Consider the following 15741-nt stretch of genomic DNA (forward strand, 5'->3'; position numbering starts at 1 on the left):
ACTCATGGGACTCGAAGAAAAGCTGCCGAGCGGTTTCCTGCTGACCACCGTCGAGCAGGCCGCGGGCTGGGTGCGCAAGGCGTCGGTCTTCCCGGCCACCTTCGGACTGGCCTGCTGCGCCATCGAGATGATGACCACGGGCGCCGGACGCTACGACCTGGCCCGCTTCGGCATGGAGGTCTTCCGGGGATCGCCCCGCCAGGCCGACCTCATGATCGTCGCCGGCCGGGTCAGCCAGAAGATGGCGCCGGTGCTCCGGCAGGTCTACGACCAGATGCCGAACCCCAAGTGGGTCATCTCCATGGGGGTCTGCGCCTCCTCGGGCGGCATGTTCAACAACTACGCGATCGTGCAGGGCGTCGACCACATCGTGCCGGTCGACATCTATCTGCCCGGCTGCCCGCCACGGCCCGAGATGCTGATGGACGCCATTCTCAAGCTCCACCAGAAGATCCAGTCCTCCAAGCTCGGCGTGAACGCCGAGGAGGCGGCCCGCGAGGCGGAGGAGGCGGCGCTCAAGGCCCTGCCCACGATCGAGATGAAGGGGCTGCTGCGGTGAGCGACGCGAACGGCACCAACGGAGCCAACCCGGAGAAGGAGCTGAGCGGCTCCAACCTCCCCGGCCAGCGCGGCGACGGCGGCGAGGAGATCCGCGTCCAGCGCGGCATGTTCGGCGCCGACAACGGCGGCGACACCTCCGGCTACGGCGGCCTGGTCCGCTCCATCCGGCTCCCGGGGGAGGCCACCCGCCCCTACGGCGGCTGGTTCGACGAGGTCGCCGACGAACTGGAGGGCGCCCTGGAGGAGCAGGGACTGCTCCCCGACAACGCGATCGAGAAGACGGTCGTCGACCGCGGCGAGATCACCTTCCACATCGAGCGCGAGCACCTGCTGCGCGTCGCACAGACCCTCCGCGACGACCCGGCCCTGCGCTTCGAGCTCTGCACCGGCGTCAGCGGGGTCCACTACCTCCACGACAAGGGGCGCGAGCTGCACGCCGTCTACCACCTGCGCTCGATCACCCACAACCGGCTGATCCGTCTGGAGGTCAGCGCGCCGGACGCCGACCCGCACATCCCGTCCCTGGTCTCGGTGTATCCGACCAACGACTGGCACGAGCGCGAGACGTACGACTTCTTCGGGATCGTCTTCGACGGTCACCCGGCCCTGACGCGGATCATGATGCCGGACGACTGGCAGGGCCACCCGCAGCGCAAGGACTACCCCCTCGGCGGCATCCCCGTCGAGTACAAGGGCGCCCAGATCCCGGCTCCGGACCAGCGGAGGTCGTACTCGTGAGCACTTCGCATGCCTCCCCTCGGGAGACCACAGAGGGCACCGTCTACACGGTCACCGGCGGCGACTGGGACGAGATCGTCCAGGCCGCGGCCCGCGCCGACGACGAGCGCATCGTCCTCAACATGGGCCCGCAGCACCCCTCCACCCACGGAGTGCTCCGCCTGATCCTGGAGATCGACGGCGAGACGGTCACCGAGGCCCGCTGCGGCATCGGCTACCTCCACACGGGCATCGAGAAGAACCTCGAGTTCCGCACGTGGACGCAGGGCACCACGTTCGTGACGCGCATGGACTACCTGACGTCCTTCTTCAACGAGACCGCCTACTGCCTCGCCGTCGAGAAACTCCTCGGCATCGAGGACCAGATCCCCGACCGCGCGGAGATCATCCGGGTGCTCCTGATGGAGCTGAACCGGCTCTCCTCGCACCTGGTGTGCATCGCCACCGGCGGCATGGAACTCGGCGCAACCACGATCATGATCTACGGATTCCGTGATCGTGAAATGATTCTCGACATCTACGAGCTCATCACGGGCCTCCGGATGAACCACGCGTACATCCGCCCCGGCGGACTCGCGCAGGACCTGCCGCCCGGCGCGGTGGACCACATCCGCGAGTTCGTGAAGAAGATGAAGAAGAACCTCCCGGAGTACGACAAGCTCGCCACCGGGAACCCCATCTTCAAGGCCCGTATGCAGGACGTCGGCTACCTGGACCTGGCGGGCTGCATGGCCCTCGGCGCCACCGGCCCCATCCTGCGCTCCACCGGCCTGCCGCACGACCTGCGCAAGGCACAGCCCTACTGCGGATACGAGACCTACGAGTTCGACGTCCCGACCGCCGACACCTGCGACTCCTACGGCCGCTTCCTGATCCGGCTCGAGGAGATGCGCCAGTCGCTCAGGATCGTCGAGCAGTGCCTGGACCGGCTCCAGCCCGGCCCGGTCATGGTCGCCGACAAGAAGATCGCCTGGCCCGCCCAGCTCGCGCTCGGCCCCGACGGGCTCGGCAACTCCCTCGACCACATCAAGAAGATCATGGGCACCTCCATGGAGGCCCTGATCCACCACTTCAAGCTGGTCACCGAGGGCTTCCGGGTCCCGCCGGGCCAGGCGTACGCGGCCGTCGAGTCACCCAAGGGCGAACTCGGGGTGCACGCGGTGTCCGACGGCGGCACCCGCCCCTTCCGGGTCCACTTCCGCGACCCGTCCTTCACCAACCTTCAGGCCATGGCGGCGATGTGCGAGGGCGGCCAGGTCGCCGACGTCATCGTCGCTGTCGCGTCCATCGACCCCGTGATGGGAGGCGTCGACCGGTGACCACGAGTTCTTCCGAGCGGGGCGTCAGCCTGGGCATGCCCGAACTGCCCGCCCCCGCTTACCCGGACGACGTCCGAGCCCGCCTGGAGACGGACGCGCGCGAGATCATCGCCCGCTACCCGGACTCCCGCTCGGCGCTCCTGCCGTTGCTGCATCTCGTGCAGGCGGAGGAGGGACACGTCACGCGCACCGGCATGCAGTTCTGCGCGGACGTCCTGGAGCTGACCACGGCCGAGGTCACCGCGGTGGCCACCTTCTACACCATGTACCGGCGCAAGCCCTCCGGCGACTACCAGGTAGGCGTCTGCACCAACACCCTCTGCGCGGTGATGGGCGGCGACGCGATCTTCTCCGAGCTCCAGGAGCACCTGGGCGTCGGCAACGGCGAGACCACCGACGACGGCAAGGTCACCCTGGAGCACATCGAGTGCAACGCGGCCTGCGACTTCGCGCCGGTCGTGATGGTCAACTGGGAGTTCTTCGACAACCAGACCCCGGCCACCGCCAAGCGGCTCGTCGACGACCTGCGCGCGGGGCGTCCGGTCGAGCCCACGCGCGGGGCGCCGCTGTGCACCTTCAAGGAGACCGCGCGGATCCTCGCCGGCTTCCCCGACGAGCGGCCAGGGGCCGTCGAGGCAAGCGGCGGGGCGGGACCCGCGTCGCTGGTGGGCCTCCGCCTGGCCAGGGGAGAGGCCGCACCCGCGCGCGTGGTCCATCCGCGCGAAGGAGCATCGCAGGGCCACGACGGCGCACCGCAGGACCGGGGCGCCCACGAGCCGTCCCCGTCGGAGCACCTGAGCTCGCACGACGCGCCACAGGACACGTCGGCCTCCGACCCGGCCCACCCGGCCGGGCCCACCGCCGAGGAGGGGGAGTGATGACCTTGGCACCCGAACTGAAAGACACCAGCCCCGAGAAGCTGCTCGCACCCGTGCTGTCGGCCTTCTGGGACGAGGACAAGTCCTGGACGCTGGACGTCTACAAGAGGCACGAGGGATACGAGGGGCTCCGCAAGGCGCTCGCGATGTCACCGGACGACCTGATCGCGTACGTCAAGGACTCCGGTCTGCGCGGCCGCGGCGGCGCCGGCTTCCCCACCGGGATGAAATGGCAGTTCATTCCGCAGGGAGATGGAAAACCGCACTATCTAGTTGTCAACGCCGACGAGTCGGAGCCGGGGACCTGCAAGGACATCCCGCTCCTCTTCGCGAACCCGCACAGCCTCATCGAGGGCATGATCATCGCGTGTTACGCCATCAGGTCTTCGCATGCGTTCATCTATCTGCGTGGTGAAGTCGTCCCTGTGCTGCGGCGGTTGCACTCGGCCGTGAGCGAGGCCTACGCGGCCGGCTACCTCGGACAGAACATCCTGGGCAGCGGCCTCGATCTCGACATCACCGTGCACGCGGGCGCCGGCGCGTACATCTGCGGTGAGGAGACCGCACTGCTCGACTCGCTCGAAGGCCGCCGTGGTCAACCGCGGCTCCGTCCCCCCTTTCCTGCCGTCGCGGGCCTCTACGCCTGCCCGACTGTTGTAAATAACGTGGAGTCGATCGCGTCGGTTCCCGCGATTCTCCAAAGGGGGAAAGACTGGTTCAGGTCGATGGGCAGCGAGAAGTCCCCGGGCTTCACGCTCTACTCGCTCAGCGGCCATGTCGCCAGTCCCGGCCAGTACGAGGCCCCGCTCGGCATCACGCTGCGCCAGCTGCTGGAGATGAGCGGCGGCATGCGGCCCGGCCACCGGCTGAAGTTCTGGACGCCGGGCGGCTCCTCCACGCCGATGTTCACCGAGGAGCACCTCGACGTCCCCCTCGACTACGAGGGCGTCGGCGCCGCCGGTTCCATGCTCGGCACCAAGGCCCTGCAGTGCTTCGACGAGACGACCTGCGTCGTGCGCGCCGTCACCCGCTGGACCGAGTTCTACGCCCACGAGTCCTGCGGCAAGTGCACCCCGTGCCGTGAAGGCACGTACTGGCTCGTGCAGTTGCTGCGCGACATCGAGGCGGGCAAGGGCGTGATGTCCGACCTCGACAAGCTGAACGACATCGCCGACAACATCAACGGCAAGTCGTTCTGCGCCCTCGGCGACGGCGCCGCCTCGCCGATCTTCTCCTCGCTGAAGTACTTCCGCGAGGAGTACGAGCAGCACATCACGGGCCGCGGCTGCCCCTTCGACCCGGCCAAGTCGACGGTCTGGGCCGACTCCCGCACGGAGGTGAACGCATGACCGTGACCACCAGCACTCCCTCGGGCGGGGGAGAGGCGGCGGTCCCGCCGGAGGATCTCGTCTCGCTGACGATCGACGGCGCCGAGATCAGCGTGCCCAAGGGCACCCTGGTCATCCGGGCCGCCGAACAGCTCGGCATCGAGATCCCCCGGTTCTGCGACCACCCCCTCCTCGACCCGGCCGGCGCCTGCCGCCAGTGCATCGTCGAGGTCGAGGGCCAGCGCAAGCCGATGGCCTCCTGCACCATCACCTGCACCGACGGGATGGTGGTGAAGACCCACCTCACCTCGCCGGTCGCCGAGAAGGCCCAGCACGGTGTGATGGAGCTCCTCCTCATCAACCACCCCCTGGACTGCCCGGTCTGCGACAAGGGCGGCGAGTGCCCCCTGCAGAACCAGGCGATGTCCCACGGCCAGGCCGAGTCCCGCTTCGAAGGCAAGAAGCGGACCTACGAGAAGCCCGTCCCGATCTCCACCCAGGTGCTCCTCGACCGCGAGCGGTGCGTGCTGTGCGCCCGCTGCACCCGCTTCTCCAACCAGGTCGCGGGCGACCCCATGATCGAACTGATCGAGCGGGGCGCGCTCCAGCAGGTCGGCACCGGCGAGGGCGACCCCTTCGAGTCGTACTTCTCCGGCAACACCATCCAGATCTGCCCGGTCGGCGCGCTCACCTCGGCGGCGTACCGATTCCGCTCCCGCCCCTTCGACCTGGTCTCCTCCCCGAGCGTGTGCGAGCACTGCTCCGGCGGCTGCGCCACCCGCACCGACCACCGGCGCGGCAAGGTCATGCGCAAGCTCGCGGCCAACGACCCCGAGGTCAACGAGGAGTGGATCTGCGACAAGGGGCGCTTCGCCTTCCGGTACACGCAGCAGCGTGACCGGCTGGAGCACCCGCTGGTCCGCAACCCCGAGGGCGAACTGGTCCCGGCGTCCTGGCCGGAGGCGCTCCAGATCGCAGCCCAGGGGCTGCTCGCCTCACGCGGCCGGGCCGGAGTCCTCACCGGCGGCCGCCTCACCATCGAGGACGCCTACGCGTACAGCAAGTTCGCGCGCGTGGCCCTCGACACCAACGACATCGACTTCCGCGCGCGCGTGCACAGCAGCGAGGAGGCCGACTTCCTGGCCGCGCGGGTCGCCGGCCGCGGCCGTGACCTCGACGGTACGGGCGTCACGTACACCGCCCTGGAGAAGGCGCCCGCCGTTCTGCTGGTCGGGTTCGAGGCCGAGGAGGAGGCGCCCGGCGTCTTCCTGAGGCTGCGCAAGGCCTGGCGCAAGCACGGCCAGAAGGTCTTCTCCCTCGCCACGTACGCCACCCGCGGTCTGGAGAAGGCGGGCGGCACCCTGCTGCCCGCCGCCCCCGGCACCGAGACCGAGTGGCTGGACGCGCTGGCCGGCGGAGTCGGCCTGGAGGACGACGGCAGCAGGGCCGCCGAGGCGCTGCGCACCGCGGGCGCGGTGATCGTCGTCGGCGAACGCCTCGCCGCCGTGGCGGGCGGACTGACCGCCGCCGCGCGGGCCGCCTCCGCGACCGGGGCGCAGTTGGTGTGGATCCCGCGGCGGGCCGGAGAGCGCGGTGCCGTCGAGGCGGGCGCGCTGCCGTCGCTGCTGCCGGGCGGCCGTCCGGCCACCGACCCGCGCGCGCGTGAGGAGGTCGCCTCCGTCTGGGGAGTCGCCGAACTCCCGCACCGCTACGGCCGGGACACCGGTCAGATCGTCGAGGCCGCGCTGTCCGGCGAACTCCAGGCGCTGGTGGTCGCGGGCGTCGAGATCGCCGACCTGCCCGATCCGGCACGCGCGCGTGAAGCGCTCCAGGAGGTCGGGTTCGTGGTGTCGCTGGAACTGCGGCCCGGTGAGGTCACCGAGCACGCGGACGTCGTCCTGCCGGTGGCCGCGGTCGCCGAGAAGGCCGGCACCTTCCTCAACTGGGAGGGCAGGGTGCGCTTCTTCGAGGCCGCCCTCAAGCCCGACCAGATGACCCGCCGCCTCGCGCCCACCGACGCACGGGTGCTCCAGATGCTGGCCGACGCCATGGACGTACACCTGGGCCTGCCGGATCTGCGCACCACGCGCGCGGAGATCGACCGGCTCGGCCCCTGGGACGGACCGCGCGGAACCGAACCGCTGGAGAGCGCGGCCCAGTTGCCGCGGCCCGCCGCCGGAGAGGCCGTGCTGGCCGGACACCGGCTGCTCCTCGACCAGGGCCTCCTCCAGCAGGGCGACGAGGCGCTGGCCGGGACCCGGCACGCGGCACGCGCGCGTGTGTCGGCCGCGACGGCCGCCGAGGCGGGCGTCAAGGAAGGCGACCTCCTCGCGGTGACCGGCAAGACCGGAGTCGTCGAACTGCCGCTGCAGATCACCGAGATGCCCGACCGCGTGGTCTGGCTCCCGCTGAACTCCACCGGCGGGGGCGTCGCCTCCGACGCCGGGATGCGGCCCGGCTCCCTCGTCCACATCGGCCCGGCCACGCTCGCCGCCGAAGCCCCCAAGGAGGTGGAGGCATGAGCCCGTACCTCGCCGCGGAAGACCTCTCGGTCTTCGGCACCGACCCCTGGTGGCTCGTCGTCATCAAGGCCGTCTTCTGCTTCGCCTTCCTGATGGTGACCGTGCTGTTCTCCATCGTGTGGGAGCGCAAGGTCGTCGCCTGGATGCAGCTGCGCATCGGCCCCAACCGGCACGGCCCCTGGGGCATGCTCCAGTCGCTCGCCGACGGCATCAAGCTGATGCTGAAGGAAGACGTCATCGTCAAACGCGCGGACAAGGTCGTCTACGTCCTCGCGCCGATCGTCGCGGCCGTCCCGGCCTTCATGGCGATCGCGGTGATCCCCTTCGGCCCCTCCGGCAACGAGATCTCGATCTTCGGCCACCGCACCGCGATGCAGCTCACCGACCTCCCGATCGCGATGCTCTACATCCTCGCGGTCGCCTCGGTCGGCATCTACGGCATCGTGCTCGCGGGCTGGAGCTCCGGATCGACGTATCCGCTCCTCGGCGGCCTGCGCTCCTGCGCGCAGATGATCTCGTACGAGATCGCCATGGGCGCCGCCTTCGCCTCGGTGTTCCTCTACTCCGGGTCGATGTCCACCTCGGCGATCGTCGAGGCCCAGCAGGACCGCTGGTACATCGTCCTGCTGCCGGTCTCCTTCATCATCTACGTCATCACCATGGTCGGCGAGACCAACCGCGCCCCCTTCGACATGCCCGAGTCCGAGGGCGACCTCGTGGGCGGCTTCAACACCGAGTACTCGTCGATCAAGTTCGCGATGTTCATGCTCGCCGAGTACGTGAACATGGTGACCGTCTCGGCCGTGACGACCACGCTCTTCCTCGGCGGCTGGCGGGCCCCCTGGCCCATCTCCACCTTCTGGGAGGGCGCCAACCACGGCTGGTGGCCGCTGCTCTGGTTCGTCATCAAGGTGCAGCTGCTGCTGTTCTTCTTCATCTGGCTGCGCGGCACGCTCCCGCGGGTCCGCTACGACCAGCTGATGAAGCTCGGCTGGAAGGTCCTCATCCCGGTCTCCGTGGTGTGGCTGATGCTCGTCGCGACCGTGCGGACCCTGCGCAACGAGAACTACGACTTCGCCGACATCGCCCTCTACATCGGCGGCGGAGTCCTGGTCCTGCTCCTGCTCTCCTTCGTCGCCGACATGTTCCGCGAGAAGTCGAAGACGGCCGCCGAGACCGCCGCGGAACCGGCCGGATTCGACCCGATGGCGGGCGGGTTCCCCGTGCCACCACTGCCCGGACAGGAGGTCGCACCCGTGCCGAGGCGCCGCCCCCGACGGGAGCGGGAGCTGATTGTCAGTGGTGGGTCCGATACTCAGAGTGACGGCGCATCTACGGATGGAAAGGAGGCGTCCGATGGCTGAGGAGCCCAAGGAGACCGAGCAGTTGAAGCCCGGCTTCATGAACCCCGTCGCCGGCTTCGGCGTGACCTTCAAGGCCATGTTCAAGAAGCGGCTGACCGAGCAGTACCCGGAGCAGCAGAAGACCACCGCTCCGCGGTTCCACGGACGGCACCAGCTCAACCGCCATCCGGACGGCCTGGAGAAGTGCGTCGGCTGCGAGCTGTGCGCCTGGGCCTGCCCCGCCGACGCCATCTATGTGGAGGGCGCCGACAACACCGACGAGGAGCGCTACTCCCCGGGCGAGCGGTACGGCCGCGTCTACCAGATCAACTACGCCCGCTGCATCCTGTGCGGCCTGTGCATCGAGGCGTGCCCCACGCGCGCGCTGACGATGACCAACGAGTTCGAGCTCGCCGACTCCAGCCGCGCCAACCTCATCTACACCAAGGAGCAGCTGCTCGCCGGTCTCGAGGAGGGCATGGTCGACTCGCCCCACGCCATCTACCCCGGCACCGACGAGCAGGACTACTACCGGGGCCTGGTCACCGAGGCCGCGCCCGGCACCGTGCCCCAGGTCGCCGTCTCCAAGGGCGAGGTGGTCCAGGAGGCCGACTCCACCTTCGGTGCGGACGAACCGGCCTCGGAGAAGGTGATCGAGCGATGACCGCACCGCTCCAGCTCGCCGCGTACGCGACCTCCACCGGCGAGGCCTTCCAGTTCTGGGTCCTCGGCACCGTCGCCGTGATCGGCGCCCTGTGCACCGTCTTCATGAAGAAGGCCGTGCACAGCGCGCTCTGTCTCGCCGGCACCATGATCATCCTCGCGGTGTTCTACCTCGCCAACGGCGCCTACTTCCTCGGCGTCGTCCAGATCGTCGTCTACACCGGCGCGATCATGATGCTGTTCCTGTTCGTGGTGATGCTCGTCGGCGTGACCGCGGCGGACTCCCTCAAGGAGACCATCAGGGGCCAGCGCTGGCTCGCCCTGCTGTGCGGGCTCGGCTTCGGCATCCTGCTCTTCGCGGGCATCGGCAACGCCTCCCTGAAGCAGTTCAACGGCCTCACCCAGGCCAACGCGGGTGGCAACGTGGAGGGTCTGGCGACCCTCATCTTCACCAAGTACGTCTTCGCCTTCGAGATCACCGGCGCCCTGCTGATCACGGCCGCCGTCGGCGCCATGGTGCTCACCCACCGCGAGCGCACCGAACGCGCCCTGACCCAGCGCGAGATGGCCGAGAAGCGCGTCCGCGAGGGCAGGCACGTCCCGCCGCTGCCCGCCCCCGGCGTCTACGCCCGGCACAACGCGGTGGACATCGCGGGCCTGCTGCCCGACGGCACCCCCTCCGAGCTCACGGTCAGCAAGACGCTGCGGGACCGCGGCCAGATCCGTGACGTCTCGGCCGAGGCCCTCAACGACCTCAAGGCGCTGGAGCAGCGCGCCGAGGAACGCCTGGAGCGGACCGCGATCGAACCGGCCACCTTCAAGAAGGAGGCGTCGAAGTGAACCCGGTCAACTACCTCTACCTCGCCGCCCTGTTGTTCACGATCGGCGCCACCGGCGTACTGATCAGGCGCAACGCGATCGTCGTGTTCATGTGCATCGAGCTCATGCTCAACGCCTGCAACCTCGCGTTCGTCGCCTTCTCCCGGATGCACGGCAATCTCGACGGCCAGATCATCGCCTTCTTCACGATGGTCGTCGCCGCCGCGGAGGTCGTGGTCGGGCTCGCGATCATCGTGTCGCTGTTCCGTTCCCGCCACTCGGCCTCGGTCGACGACGCCAGCCTGATGAAGCTGTAAGGGGTCGCTGAATCGTGGACAACCTCATCGCGCTGCTCATCGCGGCGCCTCTGCTCGGAGCGGCGGTCCTGCTGACCGGCGGCCGGCGGCTGGACGCCGTCGGCCACTGGATCGGCACGCTGCTCGCCGGCGCCTCCTTCGTGTTCGGCGCCATCCTCTTCGCCGACCTGCTGGGCAAGGACGCCGAGCACCGCACGCTCACCCAGCACCTGTTCAGCTGGGTGCCGGTCGAGGGCTTCCAGGCGGACGTCGCATTCCGCCTCGACCAGCTCTCGATGACGTTCGTGCTGCTGATCACCGGCGTCGGCTCGCTGATCCACCTGTACTCGATCGGGTACATGGAGCACGACGAGCGCCGCCGCCGCTTCTTCGGCTATCTGAACCTGTTCCTCGCGGCGATGCTCCTGCTCGTCCTCGCCGACAACTACCTTCTGCTCTACGTCGGCTGGGAGGGCGTCGGTCTCGCCTCCTACCTGCTGATCGGCTTCTGGCAGCACAAGCCCAGCGCGGCCACCGCCGCCAAGAAGGCCTTCCTGGTCAACCGCGTCGGCGACATGGGCCTGTCGATCGCGATCATGCTGATGTTCACGACCTTCGGCACCTTCGCCTTCGGCCCGGTCCTCGGCTCCCATGAGAAGCCCGGACTCGTCGAGGGCGCATCCCAGGCCACGCTCACCGGCATCGCCCTGATGCTGCTGCTCGCCGCCTGCGGCAAGTCCGCCCAGGTCCCGCTGCAGTCCTGGCTCGGGGACGCGATGGAGGGTCCGACCCCGGTCTCGGCCCTCATCCACGCCGCGACCATGGTGACCGCGGGCGTCTACCTGATCGTCCGCTCCGCCAACATCTTCAACCTCGCCCCGGACGCCCAGCTCGTCGTCACCGTCGTCGGTGCCGTCACGCTCCTGTTCGGTGCGATCGTCGGTTGCGCGAAGGACGACATCAAGAAGGCGCTGGCCGGCTCGACCATGTCGCAGATCGGCTACATGGTCCTCGCCGCGGGCCTCGGCCCCATCGGCTACGTCTTCGCGATCATGCACCTGGTGACGCACGGCTTCTTCAAGGCCGGCCTCTTCCTCGGCGCCGGTTCGGTCATGCACGGCATGAACGACGAGGTCGACATGCGGAAGTACGGCGGCCTCCGGAAGTACATGCCGGTCACCTTCGTGACGTTCGGCCTCGGCTACCTCGCCATCATCGGCTTCCCGGGCCTGTCCGGCTTCTTCTCCAAGGACAAGATCATCGAGGCGGCCTTCGCCAAGGGCGGCACCGAGGGCTGGATCCTCGGGGCATGCGCTCTGCTGGGCGCGGCCATCACCGCCTTCTACATGACGCGCGTGATGCTGATGACGTTCTTCGGGGAGGAGCGCTGGAAGAACCAGCCCACCCGCTCCCCGGAGGCCCCGAGCGCCGAGCCCGCCGCCGAGCACCACGGTGAGCACGCCGAGCCCCACCCGCACGAGTCCCCCAAGTCCATGACGATCCCCATGATCGTGCTGGCCTTCGGATCGGTCTTCGCGGGCGGGTTCTTCAGCATCGGCGACCGCTTCCTGCACTGGCTGGAGCCCATCACCGGGCACAGCCACGGAGACGCTCCGATCAGCGCGACCACGGTCACGGCGGCCACGGTGACCGTCATGGTCGTCGGCGTCGCTATCGCCTGGCTCCAGTACGGCAGGCGCCCGGTCCCGGTCGTCGCCCCGCGCGGGTCGCTGCTCACCCGGGCCGCCCGCCGCGACCTGCTCCAGGACGACTTCAACCACGTCGTCCTGGTCCGCGGCGGAGAGCACCTCACGCGGTCCCTGGTCTACGTCGACCACACCCTGGTCGACGGCGTGGTCAACGGCACGGCGGCCTCGGTCGGCGGGCTCTCCGGGCGGATGCGCAAGCTGCAGAACGGCTTCGCGCGGTCGTACGCGGTCTCGATGTTCGGCGGCGCGGCGATCCTCGTCGCCGCGACCCTGCTGATGAGGGCGGTCTGATACCGATGTCCTTTCCTCTGCTGACAGCGACGGCGGTGCTCCCGGCGATCGGGGCCATCGCCACGGCCGCCGTGCCGGCCGCGCGGCGCACCGCGGCCAAATGGCTGGCGCTGCTCGTCTCGCTCGCCACACTCGCCCTCGCGATCACCGTCCTGGTCCGCTTCGACCCGGACGGCGACCGCTACCAGCTCACCGAGTCGCACGCCTGGATCGCCGACTTCGGGGTCCGCTACGAACTGGGCGTGGACGGCATCGGGGTGGCGCTGCTCGCGCTGACCGCCCTGCTGATCCCGTTCATCATCCTCGCGGGCTGGCACGACGCCGACCCGCTGGAGACCGGCAACAAGCGTTGGCGGCCGACGCAGGGCTTCTTCGCCCTGATCCTGGCCGTCGAGGCGATGGTGATCATCTCCTTCGAGGCCACCGATGTCTTCCTGTTCTACATCTTCTTCGAAGCCATGCTGATCCCGATGTACTTCCTCATCGGCGGCTTCGGGGACCGTGCCCACGCCGGCTCCGACGAGCACGCGGCGGCCCAACGCTCGTACGCCGCCGTGAAGTTCCTGCTCTACAACCTGGTCGGCGGTCTGATCATGCTGGCCGCGGTGATCGGCCTCTACGTGGTCGCCGGGAACTTCAGCCTCCAGGAGATCGCCGAGGCGCGCGCCAACGGCTCGCTCCACATGGCGACCAACACCGAACGCTGGCTGTTCCTCGGGTTCTTCTTCGCCTTCGCGGTGAAGGCGCCCCTGTGGCCGCTGCACACCTGGCTGCCCAACGCGATGGGGGAGGCCACCGCACCGGTAGCCGTCCTCATCACGGCGGTCGTCGACAAGGTGGGCACCTTCGCGATGCTCCGCTTCTGCCTCCAGCTCTTCCCGGAGGCCAGCAAGTGGGCGACGCCCGTGATCCTCGTCCTCGCGGTGATCAGCATCATCTACGGGGCGCTGCTCGCGGTCGGCCAGCGGGACATCAAGCGCCTGGTGGCCTACGCGTCGATCTCGCACTTCGGCTTCATCATCATGGGCATCTTCGCGATGACCAGCCAGGGCCAGTCCGGCGCGACGCTCTACATGGTCAACCACGGGATCTCGACGGCCGCGCTGATGCTGGTGGCCGGCTTCCTGATCTCCCGGCGCGGCTCGCGGCTCATCGCCGACTACGGCGGTGTCCAGAAGGTCGCCCCGGTGCTCGCCGGCACCTTCCTGATCGGCGGACTCGCCACCCTGTCGCTGCCGGGCCTCGCGCCCTTCGTCAGCGAGTTCCTGGTCCTGGTCGGCACGTTCGCGCGCTACCCGGCGATCGGCATCATCGCGACCTTCGGCATCGTGCTCGCCGCGCTCTACACCCTCGTCCTGTACCAGCGGACGATGACGGGCCCGGTGAAGCAGGAGGTCTCCGCGATGCCCGACCTGCGCGCGCGTGAGCTCGTGGTCGTCGCCCCGCTGGTCGTCCTGTTGATCTTCCTGGGCGTCTACCCGAAGCCCGTCACGGACATCGTGAACCCGGCGGTGAAGTCGACCATGTCCGACGTACACAAGAAGGACCCCAAGCCCGAGGTGGAGGCGGCCAAGTGAGCGCAGTAGCCGTCCACAGCCTGTGGACAACCGCGGCCGACCCGATCTCCAAGATCGACGCGCCGAAGATCGAATACGGGCAATTGTCACCCACCCTGATCGTCGTGGGCGCGGCGATCATCGGAGTGCTGGTCGAGGCCTTCGTCCCGCGCAAGTCCCGTTACTACGCCCAGCTGTTCGTCTCCGTGGTGGCCCTGTGCGCCGCCTTCGCGGCGGTCGTCGCCCTGGCCACCGACGGATACGCCACCACCAAGGCGGGCATCGCGGCCATGGGCGCGATCGCCGTCGACGGACCGGCCCTGTTCCTCCAGGGCACGATCCTGCTGGCGGGACTGGTCGGCCTGTTCACCTTCGCCGAGCGGCGGCTCGACCCCGAGACGCACGGCAACCGCGTCGACTCGTTCGCCGCGCAGGCCGCCTCCGTGCCGGGCAGCGACAGCGAGAAAGCGGCCGTCAAGGCCGGGTTCACCACCACCGAGGTGTTCCCGCTGCTGCTCTTCGCCGTCGCCGGCATGCTGATCTTCCCGGCCGCCAACGACCTGCTGACGCTGTTCGTGGCCCTGGAGGTCTTCTCGCTGCCGCTGTACCTGCTGTGCGCGCTGGCCCGCCGCAAGCGGCTCATGTCGCAGGAGGCCGCGGTCAAGTACTTCCTGCTCGGCGCGTTCGCCTCCGCGTTCACCCTGTTCGGCATCGCCCTGCTGTACGGCTACGCGGGCTCGGTGTCCTACGGCACGATCGCGCGGGTCGTCGACGGCACGATCACCACCGTGGACCCGGCACTCGCCGACACCATGGGCAACGACGCGCTGCTGCTGATCGGCGCGGCGATGATCGTCATGGGCCTGCTGTTCAAGGTCGGCGCCGTCCCCTTCCACATGTGGACGCCGGACGTCTACCAGGGCGCCCCGACCCCGGTCACCGGCTTCATGGCGGCGGCGACCAAGGTGGCCGCCTTCGGCGCGCTGCTGAGGATCCTCTACGTCGTCCTGCCGGGCCTGCGCTGGGACTGGCGGCCGGTCATGTGGGCCGTCGCGATCGTCACCATGCTCGGCGGTGCGATCGTCGCGATCACACAGACCGACATCAAGCGGCTGCTGGCGTACTCCTCGATCGCACACGCCGGGTTCATCCTCGCCGGTGTCATCGCGACCACTCCGGACGGTGTGTCGTCGGTCCTCTTCTACCTGGCCGCGTACTCCTTCGTGACGATCGGCGCGTTCGCCGTGGTCACACTGGTCCGCGACGCCGGCGGTGAGGCCACGCACCTGTCCAAGTGGGCGGGGCTCGGCCGTCGTTCGCCGCTGGTGGCGGCCGTGTTCGCGGTGTTCCTGCTGGCCTTCGCCGGTATCCCGCTGACCTCCGGCTTCGCCGGGAAGTTCGCCGTGTTCAAGGCGGCGGCGGAGGGCGGCGCGGCGCCGCTCGTCGTGGTCGGTGTGATCTCGTCGGCGATCGCCGCGTTCTTCTACATCCGCGTGATCGTGCTGATGTTCTTCAGCGAGCCGCGCCCGGACGGCCCGACGGTCGCCGTGCCGTCACCGCTGACGATGACGGCGATCGGGGTCGGCGTCGCGGTCACGCTGGTCCTCGGTGTGGCGCCGCAGTACTTCCTGGACCTGGCGAACCAGGCGGGAGTGTTCGTGCGGTGACCTGAGTTCCGTACGAAGGCCCCGGCTCCCGGAGAGGGAACCGGGGCCTTT

13 protein-coding genes are annotated in these 15741 nt (G+C 69.1%); all 13 read left to right on the forward strand.

All coding sequences use genetic code 11. The annotated features are described in order from the left end of the window. Window positions 1–4: 4 nt before the first annotated feature. Genes ACFYZ8_RS40920 through nuoN form a run of 13 tightly spaced genes read left to right on the forward strand, consistent with a single transcriptional unit; the run spans window position 5 to window position 15690 of the window. Window positions 5–559, forward strand: coding sequence for an NADH-quinone oxidoreductase subunit B family protein (locus ACFYZ8_RS40920; RefSeq protein ID WP_007383964.1), 555 nt, complete (start codon window positions 5–7; stop codon window positions 557–559). Next, window positions 556–1299: an NADH-quinone oxidoreductase subunit C gene (locus ACFYZ8_RS40925; protein ID WP_359032319.1), complete on the forward strand. Its 744-nt coding sequence runs from the start codon at window positions 556–558 to the stop codon at window positions 1297–1299. The genes ACFYZ8_RS40920 and ACFYZ8_RS40925 overlap by 4 nt, the downstream gene beginning before the upstream one ends. Further along, window positions 1296–2618: an NADH-quinone oxidoreductase subunit D gene (locus ACFYZ8_RS40930; protein WP_356587875.1), complete on the forward strand. Its 1323-nt coding sequence runs from the start codon at window positions 1296–1298 to the stop codon at window positions 2616–2618. Before ACFYZ8_RS40925 ends, ACFYZ8_RS40930 begins: the two co-directional genes overlap by 4 nt. Then, window positions 2615–3496: an NADH-quinone oxidoreductase subunit NuoE gene (nuoE, locus tag ACFYZ8_RS40935; protein ID WP_388541407.1), complete on the forward strand. Its 882-nt coding sequence runs from the start codon at window positions 2615–2617 to the stop codon at window positions 3494–3496. Before ACFYZ8_RS40930 ends, nuoE begins: the two co-directional genes overlap by 4 nt. Next, window positions 3496–4845, forward strand: coding sequence for an NADH-quinone oxidoreductase subunit NuoF (nuoF, locus tag ACFYZ8_RS40940; RefSeq protein WP_359032317.1), 1350 nt, complete (start codon window positions 3496–3498; stop codon window positions 4843–4845). Before nuoE ends, nuoF begins: the two co-directional genes overlap by 1 nt. After that, window positions 4842–7346: an NADH-quinone oxidoreductase subunit G gene (locus ACFYZ8_RS40945; protein ID WP_388541410.1), complete on the forward strand. Its 2505-nt coding sequence runs from the start codon at window positions 4842–4844 to the stop codon at window positions 7344–7346. Before nuoF ends, ACFYZ8_RS40945 begins: the two co-directional genes overlap by 4 nt. Beyond that, entirely contained in the window at window positions 7343–8710 is a 1368-nt protein-coding gene (gene nuoH / locus ACFYZ8_RS40950) for an NADH-quinone oxidoreductase subunit NuoH (RefSeq protein WP_388541412.1), read from the forward strand. The genes ACFYZ8_RS40945 and nuoH overlap by 4 nt, the downstream gene beginning before the upstream one ends. Further along, complete coding sequence (gene nuoI / locus ACFYZ8_RS40955) at window positions 8703–9353, forward strand: NADH-quinone oxidoreductase subunit NuoI (protein WP_388541415.1); 651 nt, start codon at window positions 8703–8705, stop codon at window positions 9351–9353. Before nuoH ends, nuoI begins: the two co-directional genes overlap by 8 nt. Further along, window positions 9350–10192 (forward strand): NADH-quinone oxidoreductase subunit J, encoded by an 843-nt coding sequence (locus ACFYZ8_RS40960; protein WP_359032313.1) that lies wholly within the window; start codon window positions 9350–9352, stop codon window positions 10190–10192. The genes nuoI and ACFYZ8_RS40960 overlap by 4 nt, the downstream gene beginning before the upstream one ends. Then, window positions 10189–10488 (forward strand): NADH-quinone oxidoreductase subunit NuoK, encoded by a 300-nt coding sequence (nuoK, locus tag ACFYZ8_RS40965; protein ID WP_003974374.1) that lies wholly within the window; start codon window positions 10189–10191, stop codon window positions 10486–10488. Before ACFYZ8_RS40960 ends, nuoK begins: the two co-directional genes overlap by 4 nt. A 14-nt stretch (window positions 10489–10502) precedes the next feature. Next, entirely contained in the window at window positions 10503–12467 is a 1965-nt protein-coding gene (nuoL, locus tag ACFYZ8_RS40970; RefSeq protein WP_388541418.1) for an NADH-quinone oxidoreductase subunit L, read from the forward strand. Between the two features lie 5 nt (window positions 12468–12472). Then, complete coding sequence (locus ACFYZ8_RS40975; RefSeq protein WP_388541420.1) at window positions 12473–14044, forward strand: NADH-quinone oxidoreductase subunit M; 1572 nt, start codon at window positions 12473–12475, stop codon at window positions 14042–14044. Then, the gene (gene nuoN, locus ACFYZ8_RS40980; protein ID WP_359032310.1) at window positions 14041–15690 is read left to right on the forward strand and encodes an NADH-quinone oxidoreductase subunit NuoN; all 1650 of its coding nucleotides are present in this window, start codon (window positions 14041–14043) and stop codon (window positions 15688–15690) included. Before ACFYZ8_RS40975 ends, nuoN begins: the two co-directional genes overlap by 4 nt. Window positions 15691–15741: the final 51 nt, after the last annotated feature.

It is taken from the genome of Streptomyces sp. NPDC001668, from assembly GCF_042893155.1.
Classification (GTDB): Bacteria; Actinomycetota; Actinomycetes; order Streptomycetales; family Streptomycetaceae; genus Streptomyces.